Annotated in this window: 24 protein-coding genes; 8 read left to right on the forward strand and 16 right to left on the reverse strand. The window is 49.7% G+C overall.

From position 1 onward, the window contains the following. From KI809_RS18965 to KI809_RS19005, 9 genes are all read right to left on the reverse strand, one after another. Nucleotides 1-924, reverse strand: a complete 924-nt coding sequence (locus tag KI809_RS18965) for a Ppx/GppA phosphatase family protein (RefSeq protein WP_214173175.1) — start codon at nucleotides 922-924, stop codon at nucleotides 1-3. After that, the gene (locus KI809_RS18970; RefSeq protein ID WP_214173176.1) at nucleotides 917-2,566 is read right to left on the reverse strand and encodes a Na/Pi cotransporter family protein; all 1,650 of its coding nucleotides are present in this window, start codon (nucleotides 2,564-2,566) and stop codon (nucleotides 917-919) included. The genes KI809_RS18965 and KI809_RS18970 overlap by 8 nt, the downstream gene beginning before the upstream one ends. A 13-nt stretch (nucleotides 2,567-2,579) precedes the next feature. Next, the gene (locus KI809_RS18975; RefSeq protein WP_214173177.1) at nucleotides 2,580-3,218 is read right to left on the reverse strand and encodes a putative periplasmic lipoprotein; all 639 of its coding nucleotides are present in this window, start codon (nucleotides 3,216-3,218) and stop codon (nucleotides 2,580-2,582) included. Nucleotides 3,219-3,258: 40 nt separating this feature from the next. Next, nucleotides 3,259-3,693, reverse strand: a complete 435-nt coding sequence (locus KI809_RS18980) for a hypothetical protein (RefSeq protein WP_214173178.1) — start codon at nucleotides 3,691-3,693, stop codon at nucleotides 3,259-3,261. Beyond that, nucleotides 3,690-5,237, reverse strand: coding sequence for an OmpA family protein (locus KI809_RS18985; protein ID WP_214173179.1), 1,548 nt, complete (start codon nucleotides 5,235-5,237; stop codon nucleotides 3,690-3,692). Before KI809_RS18985 ends, KI809_RS18980 begins: the two co-directional genes overlap by 4 nt. A gap of 133 nt (nucleotides 5,238-5,370) precedes the next feature. Then, nucleotides 5,371-5,649: an integration host factor subunit beta gene (locus KI809_RS18990; protein WP_214173180.1), complete on the reverse strand. Its 279-nt coding sequence runs from the start codon at nucleotides 5,647-5,649 to the stop codon at nucleotides 5,371-5,373. 45 nt (nucleotides 5,650-5,694) lie between these two features. After that, a complete protein-coding gene (locus KI809_RS18995; protein WP_214173181.1) occupies nucleotides 5,695-6,708 on the reverse strand; it encodes a tetratricopeptide repeat protein in 1,014 nt (337 codons plus the stop codon). A gap of 22 nt (nucleotides 6,709-6,730) precedes the next feature. Continuing rightward, complete coding sequence (gene rlmD / locus KI809_RS19000) at nucleotides 6,731-8,044, reverse strand: 23S rRNA (uracil(1939)-C(5))-methyltransferase RlmD (protein WP_214173182.1); 1,314 nt, start codon at nucleotides 8,042-8,044, stop codon at nucleotides 6,731-6,733. Between the two features lies 1 nt (nucleotide 8,045). After that, the gene (locus KI809_RS19005) at nucleotides 8,046-8,432 is read right to left on the reverse strand and encodes a hypothetical protein (RefSeq protein WP_214173183.1); all 387 of its coding nucleotides are present in this window, start codon (nucleotides 8,430-8,432) and stop codon (nucleotides 8,046-8,048) included. Nucleotides 8,433-8,617: 185 nt separating this feature from the next. Between KI809_RS19005 and infA the strand changes: the two genes are divergently transcribed. The 4 genes from infA (at nucleotide 8,618) to pyk (ending at nucleotide 12,078) form a co-directional block, all read left to right on the forward strand. Further along, nucleotides 8,618-8,836 carry a translation initiation factor IF-1 gene (gene infA / locus KI809_RS19010; RefSeq protein ID WP_214173184.1) on the forward strand — a complete coding sequence of 73 codons (219 nt, stop codon included), beginning with the start codon at nucleotides 8,618-8,620 and terminating at the stop codon, nucleotides 8,834-8,836. An 84-nt stretch (nucleotides 8,837-8,920) separates the two neighbouring features. Beyond that, entirely contained in the window at nucleotides 8,921-9,484 is a 564-nt protein-coding gene (gene efp / locus KI809_RS19015; protein WP_214173185.1) for an elongation factor P, read from the forward strand. 1 nt (nucleotide 9,485) lies between these two features. Further along, entirely contained in the window at nucleotides 9,486-10,409 is a 924-nt protein-coding gene (gene epmA / locus KI809_RS19020) for an EF-P lysine aminoacylase EpmA (protein ID WP_214173186.1), read from the forward strand. A gap of 235 nt (nucleotides 10,410-10,644) precedes the next feature. Continuing rightward, a complete protein-coding gene (pyk, locus tag KI809_RS19025) occupies nucleotides 10,645-12,078 on the forward strand; it encodes a pyruvate kinase (RefSeq protein WP_214173187.1) in 1,434 nt (477 codons plus the stop codon). Between the two features lie 35 nt (nucleotides 12,079-12,113). Here pyk and KI809_RS19030 read toward each other — a convergent pair whose 3' ends face one another. Genes KI809_RS19030 through rimI form a run of 4 tightly spaced genes read right to left on the reverse strand, consistent with a single transcriptional unit; the run spans nucleotide 12,114 to nucleotide 15,371 of the window. Next, the gene (locus KI809_RS19030; RefSeq protein WP_214173188.1) at nucleotides 12,114-13,154 is read right to left on the reverse strand and encodes a KamA family radical SAM protein; all 1,041 of its coding nucleotides are present in this window, start codon (nucleotides 13,152-13,154) and stop codon (nucleotides 12,114-12,116) included. After that, nucleotides 13,151-14,074, reverse strand: a complete 924-nt coding sequence (locus KI809_RS19035) for a dihydroorotate dehydrogenase (RefSeq protein WP_214173189.1) — start codon at nucleotides 14,072-14,074, stop codon at nucleotides 13,151-13,153. The genes KI809_RS19030 and KI809_RS19035 overlap by 4 nt, the downstream gene beginning before the upstream one ends. Nucleotides 14,075-14,077: 3 nt before the next feature. Next, complete coding sequence (locus KI809_RS19040) at nucleotides 14,078-14,893, reverse strand: dihydroorotate dehydrogenase electron transfer subunit (protein ID WP_214173190.1); 816 nt, start codon at nucleotides 14,891-14,893, stop codon at nucleotides 14,078-14,080. Next, nucleotides 14,883-15,371: a ribosomal protein S18-alanine N-acetyltransferase gene (gene rimI, locus KI809_RS19045; protein WP_246559515.1), complete on the reverse strand. Its 489-nt coding sequence runs from the start codon at nucleotides 15,369-15,371 to the stop codon at nucleotides 14,883-14,885. Before rimI ends, KI809_RS19040 begins: the two co-directional genes overlap by 11 nt. Nucleotides 15,372-15,488: 117 nt before the next feature. Here rimI and purM point away from each other — a divergent pair, with 117 nt between their 5' ends. Next, nucleotides 15,489-16,529 carry a phosphoribosylformylglycinamidine cyclo-ligase gene (gene purM, locus KI809_RS19050; protein ID WP_214173191.1) on the forward strand — a complete coding sequence of 347 codons (1,041 nt, stop codon included), beginning with the start codon at nucleotides 15,489-15,491 and terminating at the stop codon, nucleotides 16,527-16,529. 7 nt (nucleotides 16,530-16,536) lie between these two features. After that, complete coding sequence (gene purN / locus KI809_RS19055) at nucleotides 16,537-17,157, forward strand: phosphoribosylglycinamide formyltransferase (RefSeq protein ID WP_214173192.1); 621 nt, start codon at nucleotides 16,537-16,539, stop codon at nucleotides 17,155-17,157. Nucleotides 17,158-17,174: 17 nt separating this feature from the next. On the opposite strand, the gene KI809_RS19060 is transcribed toward purN, so the two are convergent. Further along, on the reverse strand, nucleotides 17,175-17,849 hold the full coding sequence (locus KI809_RS19060) for a YkgJ family cysteine cluster protein (RefSeq protein ID WP_214173193.1): 675 nt from the start codon (nucleotides 17,847-17,849) through the stop codon (nucleotides 17,175-17,177). Nucleotides 17,850-17,927: 78 nt separating this feature from the next. On the opposite strand from KI809_RS19060, the gene KI809_RS19065 reads away from it, so the two are divergent. Then, on the forward strand, nucleotides 17,928-18,794 hold the full coding sequence (locus KI809_RS19065; RefSeq protein ID WP_214173194.1) for a ParB/RepB/Spo0J family partition protein: 867 nt from the start codon (nucleotides 17,928-17,930) through the stop codon (nucleotides 18,792-18,794). A 38-nt stretch (nucleotides 18,795-18,832) separates the two neighbouring features. On the opposite strand, the gene KI809_RS19070 is transcribed toward KI809_RS19065, so the two are convergent. After that, a complete protein-coding gene (locus KI809_RS19070; protein ID WP_214173195.1) occupies nucleotides 18,833-20,707 on the reverse strand; it encodes a B12-binding domain-containing radical SAM protein in 1,875 nt (624 codons plus the stop codon). Between the two features lie 323 nt (nucleotides 20,708-21,030). Between KI809_RS19070 and KI809_RS19075 the strand changes: the two genes are divergently transcribed. Continuing rightward, on the forward strand, nucleotides 21,031-21,675 hold the full coding sequence (locus KI809_RS19075) for a choice-of-anchor C family PEP-CTERM protein (protein WP_214173199.1): 645 nt from the start codon (nucleotides 21,031-21,033) through the stop codon (nucleotides 21,673-21,675). A 77-nt stretch (nucleotides 21,676-21,752) separates the two neighbouring features. Here KI809_RS19075 and KI809_RS19080 read toward each other — a convergent pair. After that, on the reverse strand, nucleotides 21,753-22,382 hold a 630-nt coding region (locus tag KI809_RS19080; protein WP_246559516.1), incomplete at its 5' end, for an Ig-like domain-containing protein.

Raw genomic sequence — 22,382 nt, forward strand, 5'->3', positions numbered from 1 at the left:
TTAGCCCGCATAACCACATACAGAGAGAAGCGCTCCTTCGAGCAGACCGAAATCACTGACCTTGAGCATGGTTGAACCGAAGCAAGCCAAGGTCTTTATGGTGAGAAGCGTTCCGGCGATAATCAGATCCTCGCGCCCCTTCTCCATGCCGGTCACCATGAGACGTTCCGCGGGAGTCATCGGCAACAGCTTGGCAAAAATCGACTCAATTTCTTTGAGGCTCAGGCAATAATTATTGACCTTGCGATAATCGTAATCAGCCATTTGCATGCTGATCGCCGCCAGAGTAGTAGCCGTGCCAGCAGTCCCGACAGTAATTGAGCTCTTTGCCATGCCAAGTAAACCATGTTCTTGCAACTCAGCCATCAGTGCTGCCAATTCTCGGTCAATCTTATCGGACATTGCCGGGATATCCTGTTTCCCTTCGGTGAGACGCACTACGCCAAGCGGCAAACTTCTTGAGAAACATGGTTTGCCTCCTTTAGCGAGGGTATATTCGGTGCTTCCTCCACCAACGTCAAACACCAGTACCTGCTCCGGCACATTATCCAACCCTGCAAACACACCGTTCAAGGTTAAAACACCTTCGGTATGACCATCAATAACCTCAAGCTGGATCCCGGTTTCCTCAAATACCTCTGCGCAAAACCGAGCACCGTTCGCTGCGTCGCGAACCGCACTGGTGGCAACAGCACGTAACCGCTTAATGTCATATTCTTCAAGTTTTTCCGAAAAATCTTTCATTACCAGGAGAGATCGATTGCGAGCATCAGTTGAAATACCTATCTCCGCTGAAAACCCGCCACCCAACCGGGTGATCCTGCGCATAATGAATTTCTGATCGATGATACCATCGTGGCAAGTCCCGATTAGGAGACGTGCCGTATTGGTGCCAAGATCAATTGCAGCGCATAACTCACTCATTACTCAACCTCTTTGCCTGCTTGATAATTGAAAAGGCATACTCCGCAATCTTGTCGAAGGAAACAATGATGTCACTATAGGCGACACCTGCCAGTATAGTGCATTTCCCCTCAGAGAGACGCCTTATATGGCTGTTGTGCATAAACTCCTGCAGAGTGTCTATTTCGTCTTTCAATGCCCGGGCGTCCGCAATGCTTGATTCTGAAAAGCTCTCAGAATTAAGCAGGGCAAGGTGTACGAGATCGCCAACCCGCACAGAGAGATTCTTTAACTCCGCCATAGCCTCACTGGAAAAAAGAATCTTGTTTTCTTTTTTCTTTAATAGAGAACCGACAATTATCTCATTCTGATCGCCAATATGTTCCAGGATATTGACAACGGTAAGCATCGTCGGGATGCTCAGCGCCGTTTCAGTGGATAATGGCTGTTGCGAAAGCCGCACAAGAAAAGAAGAAATCTCTCTCTGCAGAAGATCAAGTGTCTCTTCCTTGTTACGTATACGGATTGCCCGCTTGGCATCAAAACGGAAAAACTGTTCAATAGCATCGTCATACATAGAGACGGTGATCTCTGTCATTCGCTGCAGTTCATTTTTTGCCTGAAGCATTGCCAGAGACGGTGTGTTTAGCACACGACTGTCAATAAACTTGCAACAGGCCTCAAAATCGTTACCCTTTTGCCGTCCTCCAGGAAGCATGCTTTTCGAGGAACGGACAAAAAAGCCAAGCAACGGCAGGAAGAAAATCATAGTGCAGACACTGAAAAGTGTGTGGCTGTTGGCGAGGAGGCGCGGAATCGAAGAGGGAGAAATAATCGGGTCGTAGCCTCCAGGAGTAATCTGAACGATCAATGACCTGAAAGCATTGGGGAAAAGCACGACCAACATAATTGCCGACAGATTGATTAACAGGTAAATAAATACCGTGCGTTTTGCAACTGAACTGCCACTGATAGTGGCAATCGCGGCAATAAGCGTAGTCCCAAGAACCTCTCCGACAACCATGAGAAATCCGTTATCGAACGGGACCAGACCGCTGCCGGTAAGGGCTATGACCACACCAACCGCCGCACTACCTGACTGCAGCATAAATGAAATGGCAGCGCCGAGCAATACGGATACCAGCCGCCAAGGAAACTGAACCTGATGCAAGCCGGCACCGATGGCTTTTTCGGTGAAGGGAACAAAGCCCAGCTCCATGATTTGCAGGCCAAGAAAAACTAGACCCGCACCGAGCAAAAGGTCACCTGCGTAAACCCATCGCCGGCGACGGCAAAAGAATTTCAAAACTGCACCAATAAAAACGAGCGGTTGGGCTATAATAGAAACGCGGAAAGCAATAAACTGGATAGCAATTGTGGTGCCGATGCCGGTACCAAGCATGACCGCCAGCGCTTGGTAAAGAGACAACAGACCGGCATTTATAAAGCCGATCACGAGAATTGAAGCGGCACTGCTGGATTGGAGAGATGCGGATAGGCAGCTCCCGATGAAGACAGAGCTTAGGCGAGTTCCTGTCAACTTCTCCAGAAAGCTGCGAATCTTCTCGCCAGCCACTTTCTGGAGCCCCTCTGACATCAACTTCATGCCGAGGATGAAGATGCCTAACCCACCGAGCGCCTCCCACAGGGATGCGTAAGGCATTGTTGACTCCGGATTACTTTATGATCTTGAACGGGAATACAAAATCAGCTGGTGCTGATTTAGATGTCTCTTTTTTGTAAACTTTGAGGGCAACAGTTTTTTTACCTTCGAGGTCAATTCTAAAATAGACCAGACCTGCAACTTTTGCCTTGGGTATTATTGACCCGGATGGAATAGCTTTTGTGTAAATGTCTTGAGGGTATACTTCATAAAAGTATGGCCGATCAGTAGTGAATCTATTATAGAAGGATGACTTTTCATAATCTTCCAGATAATAGAACCCGACATAAGGATACGGCATCAGATAATAGGTATCTCGCGCTATAATCTCTTTGACTTTTTCCGGAGTTAGAGGAAAGTACTGACGACCATCATTGTCGATCAGGAGGAAGGAATCATTATTGATTATCAATTCGTCATCAGTTTGGTTATCAACAACAATGAAAAATGAAGTGACATTCCCTTCAAGGTTGTAAGAAGCTATCTCTACATCGCCACTCCGGGCGGTAATAGTGATTTTATTATTAGTCAAACTCTGCGAGTTGTCTTTCTCGTTGACTATCCCGTTCTGGACAGGTTCCGGTACGACCTTCAGGGAGGCACAGCCTGAAAGAAAAAAGATTGAAACTATTAGAATCAGACTTTTTTTCATGATATTTTCCCCCGGTCCATCATGCAGTCAAAAGGCCTGGTTAGTTTTCGAAATAATCCCTCGGATAAGTAGTGATCCGTATTTTGGGATACTTCGTTTTATCCTCGGAATCGTCCCAAATTGCGACAAAAAAATCATGGTCAAGAGAATGCTTGGTTTTAAGATACTGATGCACCTGTTCAGCAAGTGAAAAAGCCATCTTGATTTGCAGGTCTCTATTCTTACCCTTCTTTTCAGGGTAAAAAGCTTCTATCAGTATCGTTGCTTCAGAATTAAGTTGTCTGAGTTGAGGCACTAATTTGTCAATTTCCGTTTTTAAATGCTGATCAAATGGGGGATCAGAGCCATCACTCCGTGCTATCCCAAGAAATTGAGCACCGCGTGGCAGGCGGCCATGCGTAGTATCACCCATAGCAGGTATTTCAAGTAACAGGATGAATAACAGCAGCTGCCCAAAGATAAAAGCGCATCTCATCGAGTTTCTTCGCGTTGCAGGAAAAGAATTTCAAACCTTCGATTCATCTTGCGACCAATCTCGGATTGATTGTCAGCCAGTTGCTTGCCGCTCCCCATTCCCCTCACGAAAATACGGGTAGAATCTATCCCTTCCCTATTAATGAGATAGCTTGCTACCTCAATAGCACGACGAAGTGAAAGGTCAAAATTATACTTTGGTGATCCGATCGAATCGGTATAGGCGTCAATTCGCAAATACGTCCAGGCGCTGTCTGTGCGAATCTGTTCGGCCAGATCGGCAAGCTGCTTTTTGGCTTCAGGGGTAAGTTCTGTTTGCCCCTGCTGGAAATAACCGACGACATCTGGGAAACGGAAACGTCGATAGGCAACAAGCTTTTCCTCTAGTTTTGGAGGAGTTGCCGAGGAAGGCTCCTTAGATTCACCTTTTACGTTAAAGCCATATGTCGGTGGCTGGGCCTCTGTTTTGGTCGCTTTAGAGTCTTTGGGAGCACTCTCTTCTTTATCAGTGGCGGAGTCTACAGGAGGAGGCGGGATAAAAGGTCGCGCGGTTTCGTTGTTTTGGGGGGGAAGGATAATCTGTCCGTATGTTCGGATAACCACCTCTTCCTTGTCCAGGTCAAGAGGAACTTCGATTTTACTGACTGCTTCAGCTGGAGCTGGGGCTTTAACAAGTTTTGGAGATATCGGTATAATCTTGATCGGCTTGACAACTACCTGTTTGGCGGCCTCGGCTTTCAACTCACTCTCAAGCTTGGGAATTGCCTTTATATAAGTACCCAACCCGGTTGAAGTAGAAAGTCCAAAAATAAACCGCCAGTCCGGGTTTGTGCCGGACAGCCCTTTGCCCCCAGAAAGAGACAGGCTTAAATAAGGGGATAAAAAATATTGTAATCCGACATCCCCCTCCAATCGTCCGTTTTGAGAAAGCTCTTCCTTATACCTGATGCCGGTAATTTCAGAGTACACCTTGACACGAGGGGTAAGGGAAAGTTCCAATGCCCCGCCATACAGCAATTCGTCATCCGATAACTTACGAGTCATGTACCCGCTGTAGGCATGAACGCCATAGAGATCTGTCTTGTAGGAGGCTATCAGGCGACCTCCAAAATCGGTCGTGCCGTCTATCGCAGGAGTTTGTGATATGCGCCGTTGAAGTGTACCATCTGCAGCAATCTTGAAATTAGAGGTACGTCTCCCGTACAAACGGACTTTCAAGCCCAAGTCGGCGCTGTTCCGATCTGAATAGTTCTCTTCCTTATTGAAAAGGATATTTGGGTATGCGCCGTAAACTTCAATGAAAGAGCCCATCCCCATTGTTATCGTCGCCGGCAGGACAAAAGTCCTGACTGCATCCTTGCTGGCAAGGTTGCCCCAGACGCCAACGCTGAGATTTCCTGCATCAATGGTTTCGGCACTCGGGACAGTAACAAGACCGGTTGAGCCGCTTTGGGAGGGGATTGCCAGTGCAGGGTGTACGTATGCCAGTCCCATAACTGAGAATAACAAGGTGAGAAATATGGGAGTTAGCTGTCTCAATGGCATTTATTTGTCAATTGTGAGGAATTAATTCTAATGGCTTATAACAGATTATCGGGAACAGGTGAAGAGATAATCCCAATAAAAAATATTTGATATCACACAAAAGGGCAAATTAGCTTGTGCTTTGAGTCAGGCATCAATCCTTATCGACCCGTTCTTTCAATTCTTTTCCCACTTTGAAAAAGGGAAGCTTCTTCGGTTTTACCGCAATCGATTCACCGGTTTTGGGATTTCGCCCGGTGTAAGCTTTGTAGTCATTGACCACAAAACTGCCGAATCCCCTGATTTCGATACGGTCTCCCTGTATCATGGCGTCGGTCATTGCATCGAAAATGGTATTGACGATTTCTTCGGCTTTTTTGTAGGAAAGCCCCTTTTGAGCAGCAACGGTTTCAATAAGCTCTGATTTGTTCATTCCTGAACCTCCGGTGAGACTTTACTCATTATGAATTATCGGCAGCTAACAGCATCCCTTTAGATAACGTTTGGCAAGCGCTTGCGCGTCAGCAGATCGTCCCATTTCTTCCAGGAGAGGAATAGCTTTCTGGGCAGCAGTCTTGGCAACAGACGGCAAATCAAGTGCGGCGATGTATTTGCCAAGTGCAGCATCACCATCGCCAAGCATCTGCAGAACATCACCCAACATGAGCATAGCGTCATCAGCCAAATGACCGGATTCAATCATATGCTGTAGAATTGCTACAGCTTTGGGCAACCGTTCGGTTTCAATCATTAACTGAACCATTGCTAAATGGCACAGTGGATTACCTTGGTTTATGTTTAGCGCTGCATTGAGCCTTTTTTCGCAGTCAGCTAACCGATGAGACTGAAAATCAAGTAATGCGATCTCATACTCTAGGATGTCACTGCGCACATCGCGGGAAAGCTCTGATAAAATGCGGTACCCCTCTTCCAGCCTTTCATCATGAACAGCAACGTACGCATATGCAAATCTCTCTCCCATCTGACGGTAACGCACGGAAAGATCTCCCGGCAGGGGTTGGATAAGGAGCTCATACCTTTCGGAATGAGACAGAAAATCCGTTGATATTTCAGAGGTTGCTGGAGTTGCATGATGAGATCCACTACAGGAACTGCATGAGTGACCATGACTCTTAGGTACTTCCGGAGACTCGGGAAGATCAATTTTTCGAATGAATTCCTTGGCATTTACCCGGATTGAATCGTCTTCTGCCTGTTCCATAGCCAGTTCCGCATGCTCGATAGCTTTTTCAATATTCCCACTTTGCAAGGCATGAGCAGCTTCCTGCATATTCAGCTGTGCAAGCTGGTTGCCTGTGGCACGGAGCCTCCCGGCAAGATACTCACTGGCCGCAATCGGGGAATCCGGTTTAATAAGTGATAACGCTTCATCATACTCATGCCTTGCCTCGGCATAGCGGCCTTCCTCATATAACCGGTCACCACGCTGCTGGTAATGGGTGAAATCTTTTTTGAAAAAATTAAACAGCACAATAAGCCTCGTGAAGTAAATTTTACAACCGCTCAAGGAGCGTAACACTTTCTATATGACTCGTCTGCGGAAACATATCAACCGGTACTGAGCGTACTACAGAATAATCCAATTTTTTTAGGATAGCAATGTCTCGTGCGAGCGTAACCGGGTCGCATGACACATATACGACCCGCTCCGGCTGTAAAGCGGGAATATATGCCATGATCGGCGCAGCTCCAGTACGCGGGGGATCGAGCACCACGACATCAAATTTTTCCTCGTTCTTCACAAGCCCGGCAACCCCGGCTTCTGCATCGGCACAGATAAAAGTGATATTTCGCACCTGGTTTGCAACAGCATTTGCCTGGGCGTCCTGAATCGAAGCATGATAAGCCTCAATACCAACAACACTTGATGACCGCTGGGCCAAAGGAAGAGTCAAATTGCCATTACCGCAAAATAAGTCCAGAACACGTTCCTTACCGGTCAGCCGCGACATTTCGCAGGCAATTGTTACCAGAATTTGATTCTGCTGAAAATTAACCTGACAAAACCCTCCCTTGCTGAAACTAAGGCGCAGATCAGGCTGGCTATCAGATATAATGTCATAGGAAAGGGTTTCAAGCCCGGCGATATGGCGCAGGGTGCACTTCCGGCCAAGTTGCAACCAGAGGCCGCTTGCCGAAGGAAGAAAACTTAAATGGCTATCTGAAAGAAAGCGGATGATGGCATCCTGATGGCGACCAATATAATGAACGATAACTATCGCCTTGCCATCATCGCTGGTGGCGACGTCAACCTGAGGAATCGTAGCGGTTTCCGGAGACCTGGCCAAAAAGCTTGTCAGTTCGTTGATTACTGAGTTAACTACAGTTGAGGATATGGCGCAACATCCCGGGAACGGCACTACAAAATGTGAACCTCCCCTGAAAAAACCTATTATAGGGAGGCCATCGGCCCAATAAACCTTGATCTGCACCCGGGTACGATAGTTCCAGGGTGCATGAGACTCCCTAATCGGGGCAATAACAGCCTCATCTACCTTTGCAAAACGACTAAGCTGTTCTGTGAAAATTGCTGCCTTCATTTCGAGCTGTTTCCGATACGATACCTGCTGCAAAGAGCAGCCACCACAATCGCCGAAGACAGGGCATACCGGAGAAATCCTGTCAGGTGACGCGGTGATGACTTCCATCAATGAAGCTTCCATGTACGACTTTTTCTCTCTGGTTACCTTGGCGTAAACCAGGTCACCTGGAACAGCAAAAGGGACAAAACAGGCCTTGCCATTAACATGACCAAACCCTGCCCCGCCAAAGGCAACTTTCTCAATAGCAACTTCAATTTGCTTCATTCTATGAAAACCTCAGGGCATTAACAGCCTTGTTTTTGCTCTGCTTCGCAATTTCCTTTGCAACCAGTTTTACTGGGAAGTTAGGATCAGCCAGATAACTCTGAGACGATTCGATAAACTGATCGATCAAGTGCTCCTTGACAGAACTGACTTCCTCTCTAAGCACGCCCATCCGTTCAAGGTTTTTCTGATATTTGACCATATCGCCAAGCAACGAAACAGCATCTTCATAATTAATATTAACAGGGCAGCATTCAGGGGTCAGTTTGATTTCACAAACTACAGAAATGGAAACATGAAAAAAACCACCATAATAATGGGAGGTTTTATCGTAAAAGGTAAGCACAATTCCGCTATCAAGCTTTATCTCGCGAATCAAATCATTCAATTTATAAATACCCCCAGATTGGTACGAAAGTAAAATTAACTGTATCCTGCGGCCAAGTAAAGGGGATTCTCAATAATAAAAAATGCCATGCTAGCCTGAAAGGCAATTCCAGCTTGCAATTTCACCGCATCCTCTGTAGAGTATCCACGGTTTAACTTCGTGAAGTATTTTCCAAGGAGCAATGCATGAGTAAGGAAGAAGCAATAGAGGTTGAAGGAACGGTAATCGAACCGCTCCCGAACGCCATGTTCCGGGTGAAACTGGAGAATGAGCATATCGTGCTTGCCCATATATCGGGCAAAATGCGCAAGTATTTCATAAAAATACTCCCCGGTGACAAAGTGACAGTAGAGCTTTCACCGTATGACCTCAGCAGGGGCCGTATCACCTACCGAGTAAAGTAACAATCTGACTCCGCACCAGATAACCACAAACAACCTGGCTCCGGCATCTGCCGCAGCCAGTATTTTTTTGAGGAGATGACGGCTATGTACACAGTTGCAGACCTGAAAAAAGGTTTAAAAATCACCCTGGATGGCTATCCTTATATCGTTATTGCCTTTGACTTTACCAAGCCGGGCAAGGGTCAGGCACTGTATCGCACCAAAATGCGCAACATGATTAACGGCACCATCCTGGACCGAACCTACCGCTCCGGTGAGACCTTTGAACAGGCCAGCCTGGAAGACCGTAAAATGCAGTTCCTCTACAAAGAGGACGACCATTTCGTTTTCATGGACAATCAAACCTTTGAGCAGTACCGGATGAGTGAAGATGCAGTTGGTGACTCAAAGAACTACTTGATCGACAACCTGCCAGTTGATGTGCTGCTGTTCAGCGAAAAGGCGATCGGCGTCGATCTCCCCAACTTCGTCAACCTCCGGGTAACTGAGACCAGTCCCTGGGCCAAGGGTGACACCTCAGGCAGCGACTCCAAGCCGGCTACTGTTGAAACCGGTTATGTGCTGCGCGTTCCTCCCTTCATTGAAGAAGGTGAGCTGATAGTAATCGACACCAGGACCGGCGAGTACTCTACCCGCGTCAAAGGCTAGCATGAACACCAACTGGACCATTGCCCGGCGTCGCCCGGCTCTGGAGGCCAGGGCTCGTATCATCCAGTCTATCAGGCAGTATTTCATTCAAGAGGGGTTTCTCGAAACAGAGACCCCTCTTCGCATTCCCGCCCCTGCCCCTGAATCTCATATCGATGCCATCCCTTCTGATGGATGGTTCCTGCAGACATCGCCGGAGCTATGCATGAAACGGCTGCTGGCAGCAGGTTACGAGCGTATTTTTCAGCTCTGTCACTGCTGGCGTGCCGAAGAACGCGGCAACAGACATCTCCCGGAATTTACCATGCTGGAATGGTATCGGGCACACTCTGATTATAATGATCTGATGGTTGACTGCGAAAACATGATGAGGAGTGTGGCTGCCACCTGCGGCAATGGTTCCACATTGATGGTCCAAGGAAAAGATGTCAAGCTCGATCGAGCGTGGCAGAGATTGACCGTTCGCGAGGCATTTGCGAGGTTCGGTGGCATAACCATGGAAGATGCCTTAGCAGCCGACCGTTTCGATGAGGTCATGGTTGAAGCGATTGAACCGCAGCTCGGAATCGGACAGCCGACCTTCCTTTGCGACTACCCTGCGGCGCGGGGTGCTCTGGCACGGTTGAAAGCTGACGACCCCTCGGTGGCAGAGCGCTTTGAGCTGTATATCAGCGGCATCGAGCTTGCCAATGGCTTTTCCGAGCTGACAGATGCTTCAGAGCAGCGTTTTAGGTTCGAACAGGAAGAGCAGTACCGGCGATCAAGCGGCCGCATCCCCTACCCAGAACCGAGCAAATTCCTTGAAGAACTACCGGCAATGCCCCCTGCCGCCGGCATCGCCCTTGGCGTGGACCGATTGGTCATGGTCATGCTCGATGCCACCAGCATTGACCAGGTTGTTGCCTTTACCCCCGAAGAACTCTGAAGGCGACTATTACCACTTTATTCCGCATAGTATCCACGCTCTGGCTTGCCCCTCCTTTCCTAAATCTATCCCTTTCTCATCCCTAGGCAGCACCCGTTTTTAATACCCATTGAAATTGTATAAAAGGTACATATTTTTAACTTTTCTTGGAAAATTCAAAATTAACGATAAACTCTAACCGTTAAATACAGATCTGATGCGGATTTTAATGGTAGCTAATCAAATGGAGGCAATTTTGACTCTTCCCGAGCATAAAACAAAACTCGTCTGCACAATCGGCCCGGCATCGGAATCAATTGAAATAATGGAGAAAATGTTGATGGCAGGGATGAATGTTGCCAGGCTCAATTTCTCCCATGGTGCATTTGATGGTCACATGACCGTAATCAAAAATCTGCGTGCAGCTGCGCTGAAAACTGGAAAACAGCTGGCAATCATGGCTGATCTGCCGGGACCAAAGATGCGTATCGGAAAAATTGCCTGTGAGCCAGTGCAACTTTTACCTGGAGCGTCTTTTACATTGACCACCGATGACATAGTCGGGGACGTGAATTGTGCTTCCGTGACTTTTGAACCTCTGCCACAAGTCGTAAGGCCTGGCGATACACTTTATCTGAATGATGGGGTAATACAGATGAAGGCTTCAAGAGTAGAGGGAAACGAGGTTGAATGCACTATTGTTGTTGGTGGGGAATTACGCTCACGAAAGGGGCTTAACATACCCGGAATAGATCTTGGAATAAGTGCATTTACTGAACACGACCGTAATTGCCTCCGCTTTGCGATCGAGAATGGTGTTGATGCCGTCAGCCAGTCATTTGTAGAGAGTGCAGACGATATTGAAGCAGTCCGCAAGGCTTCGGCCGAACTTGGCCGGGTTCCTTTCATTATTGCAAAAATCGAGCGGACAAGGGCGCTGGACAGGCTGGAAGAAATAATTGATGCTGCCGATGGCGTCATGATAGCTCGTGGCGACCTTGGTGTCGAAGTTCCCATAGAGATGATCGCCACAGTCCAAAAGGATATAATGAGCCTTGCCAACATGAAGGGTAAGCCTGTCATAACCGCTACCCAAATGCTTGAATCGATGATCGGCAACAGCCGCCCGACAAGAGCGGAGTCAACAGATGTAGCAAATGCAATTCTGGATGGCACCGACTGCGTCATGCTGTCAGGTGAGTCAGCAATGGGGAGCTACCCGGTGGAAGCCGTTGAGATGCTGGGAAAGATCGCAGTTAATGTCGAGCCAAATCGTCGTCCGATTTCAGCACAAAAGATGCGCCGCGGGGTTGAACTCGGAAAGAGGGTTCGGCCTGCAAACCTTATTACAATAGCTGTTGAGGAATGCCTGAAATATGTCATTCCGGCTGCTGTTTTCGTCCCAACCCACAGTGGTGCAACCGCACGGAGCCTCTCCCGTTATCGACTTCCGGTTTGGACTGTAGCAATAAGTTCGCAAAAAAGCACATGCCAGGGGCTTCAGTTTTCATATGGGGTTTTCCCGATGCATGAAACCGATCACCCCGGGAACTGGAAGTCTTATATAACTCAATGGCTGGCTTCACACAAAATGAAAGGCGATTTTGCTATTCTTACTGAAGGTCCGTCATCAAAATTCCCTGAGAACAATAACAAGATGGAGATAATTGACCTGAGGGGAAAATCTTAAAATCATGTCAGACCGAATGGGCAACCATTCTATCATTAAGTGATAAGGGGGTTTCTGTATTCCACAATCTCCCCCATATAATTCTTTAATAGCAGTTTATCCCCTTCCCTTCTGACATCTTCCGGCAACAGAGGCACCTTCCCCTTGCCGCCAGCAAGATCGATGACGTAATAGGGGGTAGCAAGCCCCGATATATGCCCCCTTATCGCGCCTATTATATCAATCCCGCAATCTACGGTTGTCCGAAAGTGGCCGGTACCATTCACCAGATCCATCTGGTGAATGTAGTACGGTCGCACCCTGATCTTCAGCAGCCCGGTCATCAGCGTCTTCATGACCTGCGGTGTATCATTAACCCCCTTGAGGAGCACTGTCTGGTTGCCGAGCTGGATACCTGCGTCAGCCAGTAGTCCACAAGCACGGGTCGATTCTGGGGTTATCTCCTGCGAATGGTTGAAATGGGTATTGATATAAAGTGGATGGAACCGTCTGAGTATACTGCAGAGTTCCGGCGTTACCCGTTCCGGGAGAGTAACCGGTACCCGCGTACCGATTCGGATGATCTCGACATGAGGTATTTTTCGGAGACCTGCGAGCAACTCCTCGAGTTGTTCATCTGATAGAAGCAAGGGATCGCCGCCGGAGAGGATGACATCTCGAATTGCTGGAGTGGCTGAGATGTAGGCAAGCACTGCAGCGATATCGCTGGTGCCTGAAGCTGCGCCGCAGCCGACCTGCCTCTTTCTCATGCAGAAACGGCAATAAACAGCGCATTCGTTGGCAACCAGCCAGACCACACGGTCTGGGTAACGATGGATAAGACCGGGAACAGGGCTAAGACTCTCCTCACAGAGAGGGTCAGCAGCCTGGTCATCCGTCAGTTCAAGTGGATCAGGCACACACTGGCGCCAGATCGGGTCGCCCGGTTCACGGATCAGTGACAGGTAATGCGGTGTGATGCGCAGCGGATAGCGAAGAGCTACCTGTTGTAAAGGTCCGGGAGCTGTGCCGAAATGCTCGGCCAACTGTTCAGGAGTGGCAAGGGCCGCGGCAAGAGAGTTACGCCATTGGCTCATCGGTCGGTCTTGAGCGCACCGATCAGGTCACGGATATCCGATACCCCATTCGCCACCAACCACTCTTCAATACCGGCAGCAATAGTCGCTGCTGCGGACGGATCAAGGAAATTTGCCGTGCCGACCTGGACCGCTGTGGCCCCTGCCAGAATGAACTCCAGGGCGTCAGTGGCGGTCATAATCCCGCCGATGCCGATCAAAGGAACCTGTACCGCCTTGGCCACCTGCCAGACCATCCGAAGCGCCACCGGCTTGATCGCCGGGCCGGAAAGCCCGCCGGTGATGTTGGCCAAAATCGGTCGTCGCTTCTGCAGGTCGATAGCCATCCCGGTCAGGGTGTTGATCAGTGACAGAGCATCGGCCCCGGCATCGACGCACGCCTGGGCCATGACAACAACATCAGTGACATTGGGAGAGAGCTTGACGATCACCGGCTTCAAGGTTGATTCCCGCACCAGGCTTACCACCTCGAAAGCGGCCTTTGGATCAGTACCGAAGACTATCCCACCCTGCTTGACGTTGGGACAGGAAATATTGACTTCGATCCCGGCCACTTCCGGAATGGTGTCGATTATTTCCGTCAGCTCGCCATACTCCTCCAAGGTATTGCCGTACAGGTTGACTATTACCGGGGTGGCTATTGTCCGCAAAAAAGGCACCTTCTCCGCCTTGAACGCCTCAATGCCGACGTTCTGCAAGCCGATGGCATTCAACATCCCACCCGGGGTTTCAACGATCCTCGGCGTCGGGTTGCCAGCCTTGGGCTTCATCGACAACCCCTTGGTGACGATCGCCCCAATTTTCTCCAAACTCATGTAAGGCGCAAACTCGGCACCATAACCAAAGGTGCCGGAAGCGGTCATCACCGGGTTGCGCAGCTTTATTCCTGCAATCTCAACGGATAGATTCGGTGTAGTCATTTTTTAACTCCAGAGGAGGTCTTTTGAATCAAATACCGGGCCGTCCTTGCATACACAACGGTAATCCGGCGTACTGTCACTATGGTTCTTTCCCTTGACCACGCAACCTAGGCAAGCGCCGACGCCACACGCCATGTATGCCTCAAGCGAGACCTGGCAAGGCACCTGATACTTTTCAGCCAGAAGCGCCACGGCCTGGAGCATTGGAAACGGGCCACAGGCAAAGATCATTGCGTTTGGTCCTGCCTTTGCCAGTTGTTGCTCAAAGACCTCGGTCACCAGACCGCGGGTCCCCAGGGTGCCGTCATCAGTGGCCACATAGGTCTCAACACCCAGCCGCTCGAACTCGGTGATACATAGTACATCGTCCTTGTTTCTGCCGCCGGCAAACAGGTTGACCTTGGAACCCTTTACCAGCTCCTTCGCCAGGTAATAGAGAGGGGCCAACCCAACGCCGCCACCAACCAGCAGCTTCTCGCCAGCCGGTTCGCCGAAAGTAAAGCCTTTCCCCAAGGGCCCGAGGATATCCAGGTGGTCTCCCTGGTGCAGGTCAGAGAGCAGCGCGGTCCCCTTGCCAACAACCTTGTACAGTATCTCCAGGAAGCTCTGTCTGCCACAATCGGTGTATGCGGTTTCAAAGGTGCCGAGGTCGAACACTCCGAACGGCCGTCGCAGCAGCGGGTCAATGGCCGGGTTGACCCGAACCATGACGAACTGCCCCGGTTGAGAACCTGATATGGTTGGGGGGGCAGTCATCCGCAGCCGAAAATAAGAAGGGGAAACCTCCACGTTGGACAAAACCATTGATTTAAACTGCATCAGATCTCTCCGCTTCGGTCAAGGGGCACTCCATCAGAACTGCATCCTCGCCGTTTTCATAATATTTAGGTCGTTGCCCGGATTCGACAAAACCAAGTTTTTTATAAAGTGCCCGAGCAGCATCATTGGACACCCGTACCTCTAGCCCCACATAGGCGGCGTTCCTGCTGCGACATTCGCTCAGGACCGACTCCACCAGGGCACGACCGACACCATAGTTTCTCATGTCGGAACGAACCGCAACATTGCGGATCTCCCCCTCATCAAACAGCAGGGTCGGGCAGATATACCCGGCCACTCGCCCTTCGTTGTCCAGCGCCACCAGGGGAAAGGCATAGGGGGATTGCAGCTCGTCAAGGAAATGTTCCCTGGCCCAGGGCTTTGGGTAAGAGACCTCCTCGATAGCCAGAACCTGATCCAGGTCAGCCTCGGTCATCGGGCAAATAGTAATATCGCCAAGCCCCGTCATTGGCGGCATGATAAGCGATCAACCTCTTCATGTAAACAAATATTTAAGCCATTATCGGTTTGACTTTTACAGGCCGATGGTTTATGAAAATGGTTGCACTAACGAACCGATTGGAGCCGTGAACATATGGGAGTAACTTACAAAGACGCCGGTGTTGATATCGACGCAGGCAACGCTTTTGTCAAGATGATAAAACCTTTGGTAAAAGCCACATCCCGACCGGAAGTGATTGCCGACATTGGTGGGTTCGGCGGGCTGTTCTCCCTCAACACCCAGAAGTACAAGAATCCGGTTCTGGTTTCCGGCACTGACGGTGTCGGAACAAAACTGAAAATTGCCTTTATGACCGACCGTCATGACACTGTTGGCATTGATCTGGTGGCGATGTGCGTCAATGATATCGTGGTCCAAGGCGCTGAACCGCTCTTCTTCCTCGACTACCTTGCCACCGGCCGCCTGCTCCCGGAAAAAGCCGCAGAAATCGTCAAAGGGATCTCCAACGGTTGTGTCCAGGCCGGTTGCGCCCTGATCGGCGGAGAAACTGCTGAGATGCCAGGTTTTTATGCCGACGGCGAATATGACATTGCCGGCTTTACCGTTGGTGTTGTCGACCGCGACCGGATCATCGATGGCTCGTCCATTACCGTCGGCGATCGGTTGATCGGGATCGCATCAAGCGGCCTCCACAGTAACGGCTACTCTCTGGCCCGGAAGGTTATCCTTGAAAAACTCGGGCTGAAGATGGACAACCTGCTCCCCGGGCTTAACAAAACCGTTGCCGACGAGCTGCTGACCCCTACCCGCATCTATGTCAAGTCAGTGCTCAACCTGATGCGCGATTTCCACCTGAACGGCATTGCCCACATCACCGGCGGCGGCCTGCTGGAGAATATTCCACGAGTGTTGCCCGCTTCATGTAAAGCCCTCATTGACCGCAGTGCCTGGGATGTGCCACCAATATTCAAAATTATGCAGGAAGGTGGCGCTATCTCCGACGAGGAGATGTTCCGCACCTTCAACTGCGGCATCGGTATGGTGCTGGCCGTTCCGGAAAAAGAGACTGACGACATCCTGATCCGGCTTTCCGGACTCAACGAAACTGCCTTTGTCATTGGTGAAGTAGCCAAATGCAGCCCTGGCAAGGAGTGCGTGGAGTTCAAGGAGTAATGCCGTAATGTCTGACAACAGGGGAGTAAAACTAGGGGTGCTGGTTTCCGGAAACGGCACCAATCTGCAGGCGATTATCGACGCAATCGAGTCAGGCGACCTTTCGGCCCGGGTAGCTTGTGTCATCAGTAACAAAGGTGAAGCTTTTGCGCTGGAACGGGCCAGGAAACATGGCATTCCGGCAATACATCTCCCATATAAGGGGTTTGACAGCCGGGAGGCTTATGATGCCGCACTGGTGAAGATTCTCCAGGAACATGGGGTGGAACTGGTCATCCTCGCCGGATTCATGCGGATCCTGACTCCGGTCATAATCGACGCCTTCCATAACCGCATCATGAATATCCATCCTGCCCTGCTCCCTGCTTTCCCCGGCCTTGACGCCCAGAAGCAGGCGCTAGATTATGGCGTCAAGGTTTCCGGCTGCACCGTTCATTTTGTCGATGCCGGGTGTGATACCGGCCCGATCATTATTCAGGCACCAGTGCCGGTAGAAAACGACGACACGGAAACAACCCTTTCAGAGCGGATTCACAAGGAAGAACACCAGATTTACCCAAAAGCGATCCAGCTTTTTGCCGAAGGCAGACTCAGCGTTGCCGGTAGACGGGTAATAATCAGCTCCTAACAACCCTCCCCCTTCAGTTACCTATGTGTTTTCAGCCACTGCATCCAATCAAAGCTATCATAATCCACCAGTAGTGCCAGTGGAATAAAGGTGTCCAGCTCCATGAACCCTTTATTTAACAACAATCGTTCAAATCCCCTGAATTGCGCCACTTCCTCCCTGAACATCCGGGTAAAATCCGCTCTCAACTCTGTCAACTGCAGCGGGTCGATTCCGGGGAAATTCATGGTACACCATTCATCGTGCATGACTGTCCCGTCCGGATCAATGAGTGGCAGACCATGAAGCCTGCAAGTCATAGGGCGATGTTCGTAGACCAGGCAGCGGCCATCTTCTCCGAGCAGTACACAGGGAGTTTCGTCTTCTTCCGGCATCAGCTCTTGCCACTGGTCTTCGGGACGGTGATTCAGCAGATACGGAGGGGATAGTTCAGGCCAGATAGCGCGCAATCCTTGTAACCGCTCCCCAGCCTTTAGCGCAACCTGAGATCTGACCTCTTTGGTAAGCCTCTTAAAACCAACTCGGAGAAACCAGGCATCGAGCAACGTAATGTCGAAAAGTGCTCGACAGCAGTCACTACAACCCTTTACACACTGAATCTCATGCGGGAAAGCCGATTGACAACGACGATACCAGTTATCAACCTCCGAAAGAAGCCTTGCGTAGCGATCCGCTATTTCATCAAAATTCAATTTTAGCCCCTTGAGATATCCGTTTCGATGCGTTAAGATTCGATCGCTTCATATCCGGATGTAATACGAGAGTGACCCATGGCCAAACAATCCAAACTGAGCGAGCTGGAAGACAATCTTTTTGATCAGCTCTCTTTTTTCGAAGTCGAGCAAAAGCAGGCCCCGGAACAGCCTCAGCCGAAGAGCGTTCCAGCCTATCAGAAAGGGCGTCTCTACCGGCTGGAGGTCGCCGAACTTCTCCCGGACCCTTCGCAGCCGCGCAAAACCATGGACCAAGAGAGCCTGGCAGAACTGACAGCCTCGATAAGCCGCCTCGGCCTTCTGGAACCGGTACTGTTCAGGCAATCGGAATACGGGCAGCTCTTTGTTGTAGCCGGAAGCAGGCGTTTAGAAGCAGCCAGAAGAGGAGGTCTTAAACATATCCCCGGTCTGCTTGCCGACGGAGATGCCGCCGAGATTGCTCTGGTGGAAAACCTGGTCCGTCAGGATCTTACCTGCATCGAGGAATCAGAGGCTCTTGACCGGCTGAAATCGCTCCATTGTTACACATTGGCAGAACTGGCCGGGATTATCGGTAAATCAGTACCAACCATCTCCGAAATCATCTCTCTTACCAGGCTTCCGGCAGCTATTCGCGATGAATGCCGTAGCGACCACAAAATCGCCAGGAGCATCCTGGTGGAGATCGCCAAGCTCCCCTCTGCAATTGAGATGCAAGCGATGTACGATCGCTACCGCAAAGAAGGGCTAACCCGCTCAAGCATCAGAAACAAGGAAGGGGTAAAAAAAGAAAGAAAAAGCTTTGTCCGCCTCTTCAGATCGTTCTCCAGCAAAATCACGGCTATTGACCTGAGTGCAATGACTGATAAAGAGCGGAAAAAGATCAAAAATGAACTTGAATCGCTTAAGAGATCAATTGATGAAAGTCTGGATAAACTGAACTGATCCGGCACATTGCGTAACTTTCGGCATGCCGAAAGCCGTTATCGCCCAGCCTGCGGCTGTGCACCAACAATCCCTTCTTCAACGGCAAATTCAAGAAACTCTTGCGCCTCGTCCAGAGGCAGGCCAAGCGACTTTACCAAATCCGTAGTGTGGCTCTCCCCGTCAATCATTTCCAGAAGACGATAATACGGCTCAGCAATCGATTCAGTAAAGACCTCCCCCCCTCTTGGGTAGATGACGGCAAAAGAAGCCGAAGTCTGGAGATCTCGGTGTAACTTCGGCAGATTCGGCTCGCCGGACTCAAGGAGGTCAAGGATTTCATAATTAAACCGAGCCAAGCGTGTCGATACCGGTTTGACCAGGAGAGTCGTCATAAGCTTGGCCCCGGTAAGCGGTCGGATCTCTGGAGCCACGGCCATGATTGAAGCAGCATAATGGTAATGGTAGTCCACAAAATCCAGGGCCAGCGGCAGAAGGCGCTTGAGCTTGTGCCGCTCAAATAGCACAGAAAGAAACTCTCGCTGTAATTGCCATATAGCCTCATCGCCATAACCGGATTCTTCCGGCTCAGCGCCGCTCTTACCGATCAGCCATCCGGCAAATTGCTCTAAAAAATCTGCTGGGCTCATGGTCAATGCTGACAGGATCCCGTTGAACCAGGCTACCGCCTTGCCCCGACTGTAGAAGATGTCACAGGCTGCTCCCAGGCGGCGAGCGGCATTCATGTCAGCGACCGGAAAGGTTGGCGATTCCAGCAAGGTGTACGGCGGTGCCGTGATAAATTTCAATCCCAGGCTCTCTGCGCGACCGGCAACCCTGGTACCGGGGAGGACCGAAAGTGGAAAAATATCCAGGTGATTGGGATAGAGCCCCAGAGCAAAGTTGAGACCATCCCTGAACCGGTCAATGGTATCGCCGGGCAGCCCATAAATCAGGTCAAAACCGAAGATAGCCCCATGCTCGTTGAGAAACATGATTTTTTGGACAAAATCATCGCGATTGAATTTTCTGCCTACATTAGCAGCAACTTCCGGATCGGCACTCTGCAGACCGATTTGCAGAGAACACGTTAAGGCTGAAAATAGCTGCGCTTGTTCTTGATCCAGCAGTTCATGACGGACCTCAAAATGGAAATGAACCAGAGGAGCTTTCTTGGCGATAAGCCGCAATAACTTCTTGGCCCTTTTCACATCCTGGTTAAAGGTAGAGTCGAGCACAAATACCTGGCTGACGTCACGCTTCACAAAATAAGCCAGCTCCGCCTCAAGTCGCTCCATTGGGTAGCGCCTGACCTTGCGGTCGCCCATGCCGTCAAAACAGAAATCGCAACCAAAAGAACAGCCGCGGGACAATTGCCAGACAACACCAGATGCGATGTGCGAATCAAGAAGGCCTGCAAGCCACGGAGACGGAAGGATTGAGAGGTCCTCTATCGGGGCACGCTTTGACAACTGGAGCTTGCCGGCATTCATCCTGGCTACACCGGCAACATCGTCGATATCTTTGCCTGTTGCCAATCGATCCACCACTTCAGCGACAGTCAGTTCCCCCTCCCCCACCACCAGAAAATCGAACGGGGCTGCAGCCAAGACAGAAAGCGGATCAGCCGTGACTTCGGGTCCTCCTGCCATGATCTTCAGATCAGGGGCCTTAGAGCGCAGTTTGTCGACAATTGCGCAGCACTCGGCCCGGTTCCAGACATAGACCGGCAGACCCACGATATCAGGGGCTTGCGTCAAAATCGCGTCACAGATTTCATCAAGCGAAGTGCCTGAAAAAAACTCGGCACAGCTGACATTCAGGGAATAGCCTGGATCAGGGCGAGAGTCGAGGTAAACCTTCAAGCAAGCTGCTGCCAACGGAACAGCCTGCGGTGAAGGGATGGCGTGGATAGTTACAATGTGAAAATTCATTGGCCGGTTGATCGTCATTGAGTCAACATATCGTGTTTCATGAATGGTGGCAAGAAGTTATGAGCTAATTTCATCCACGCAGTGTGTCGAATTTCCTTACTAACCACTTAACTTCCCTTATTTAGCATAACTATCTGATATCAAACAAACAATCGACAATAATTACATGTAATTAATGAAATATATTTGTCGATATCCTTAACACTTAAATCCCTAAGGGAATAGGGTGATTGAAAAGCAGTGCAATTACAACACATTGCTAAGTTGGCGGCTATATTGCATTTTCAACCTTAAATATAAATTGTTTCAATAAGGAGACAGCTATGAGAACAATCCTGATCAGTTTTGTATGCCTGTGCCTCTTACTTGGTGTTAACTGCTCAGCGCAAGCATCACCAATAATTAACGGCAGCTTTGAAGGTAACTATTTGGGCAAAGATTTTGTTACCCTGCCAGCCGGGGATACGAGTATTACGGGATGGACCGTCGTTAGTGGTTCCATTGATTGGATTGAAAGCTACTGGCAACCGAGTGACGGGGCAAAGAGCATTGATCTTGCCGGGAATGAACCCGGGCTAATCATGACCAATTTGACAACTGAAATTGGGAAAACCTATAGGGTCCAGTTTGATATGGCAGGCAATCCCGACCAGGGATATGATAAAGCATTGATAACATTATTAACCATCTCGATGACAGATTCAGACGGAGCAGTACTAAACGCCTTCGATTTTATCCAGAACGGCTACAATAAGGACAACATGGGGTGGACAACCCTCTATTTTGACTTTTTCGCTACATCCTCAACGTATGAACTTTATTTTGGGAATGCTAAGGAGGGGCCTTATGGCGCTGCACTCGACAATGTCAGGGTAGATCAGGCCCCGGTTCCTGAGCCTTCAACCTTTTTCCTGCTTGGCGCCGGGTTAGCCGGACTCGGAGCATGCTGCCGCAGGTTCCGCAAATAAAACGTATTTCACAAATTGTAAAGCTAAAAGGGCACTGGAAAAATCCAGTGCCCTTTTGATATAAGCTCCTGATACCCTTAGAAGAATCTGTTTATTGTTTTTGCAGAAGAAGTCATGTTATTAGCGGCATCATAAGCCTTCACTATTATCTCATGTGCCCCTTTGGCAATACTCACTTTGGTGTTGATTGAACTGGCGCTTGTCGTCAATTTAAGCGTGCCGTCAACGTAAAGCTCCATTCTGGTTACCCCGACATTATCAGCCGCAGAAGCGCTTATGTTTACACTGGAACCGTATACAGAATTTGAACTCGGTGAACTGAAGGTAATAGCAGGCGGTGTAATATCGGCAACCGGGTTATTGACAGTCACATTAATCACAGACTCGCCGCTGTTGCCTGCAGCGTCATAAGCCTTGGCTGTAATCATGTATGAACCGTTTGCAACCGTGTCGGTGTTCCAGTTGACGCTAAATGGAGCAGTATTAGTACTGGCAAGAAGGTTATCATTTACAAAAAATTCAACGCGGGTAACCCCTTTATTATCAGACGCTCCGGCTGTAACCGTGATGGTTCCCTTGACAATAGCCCCATCAATCGGACTCGGAATAGAGACGACCGGTGCCGTTACATCCGGCAGGTTGATGGTTACTGTTGCCGACATGGCGGCAGAGACATTGCCGACAGCATCTTTGGCCCAGGCGTAGGC

The organism is Geoanaerobacter pelophilus (assembly GCF_018476885.1).
In the GTDB taxonomy this organism is placed as follows: domain Bacteria; phylum Desulfobacterota; class Desulfuromonadia; order Geobacterales; family DSM-12255; genus Geoanaerobacter; species Geoanaerobacter pelophilus.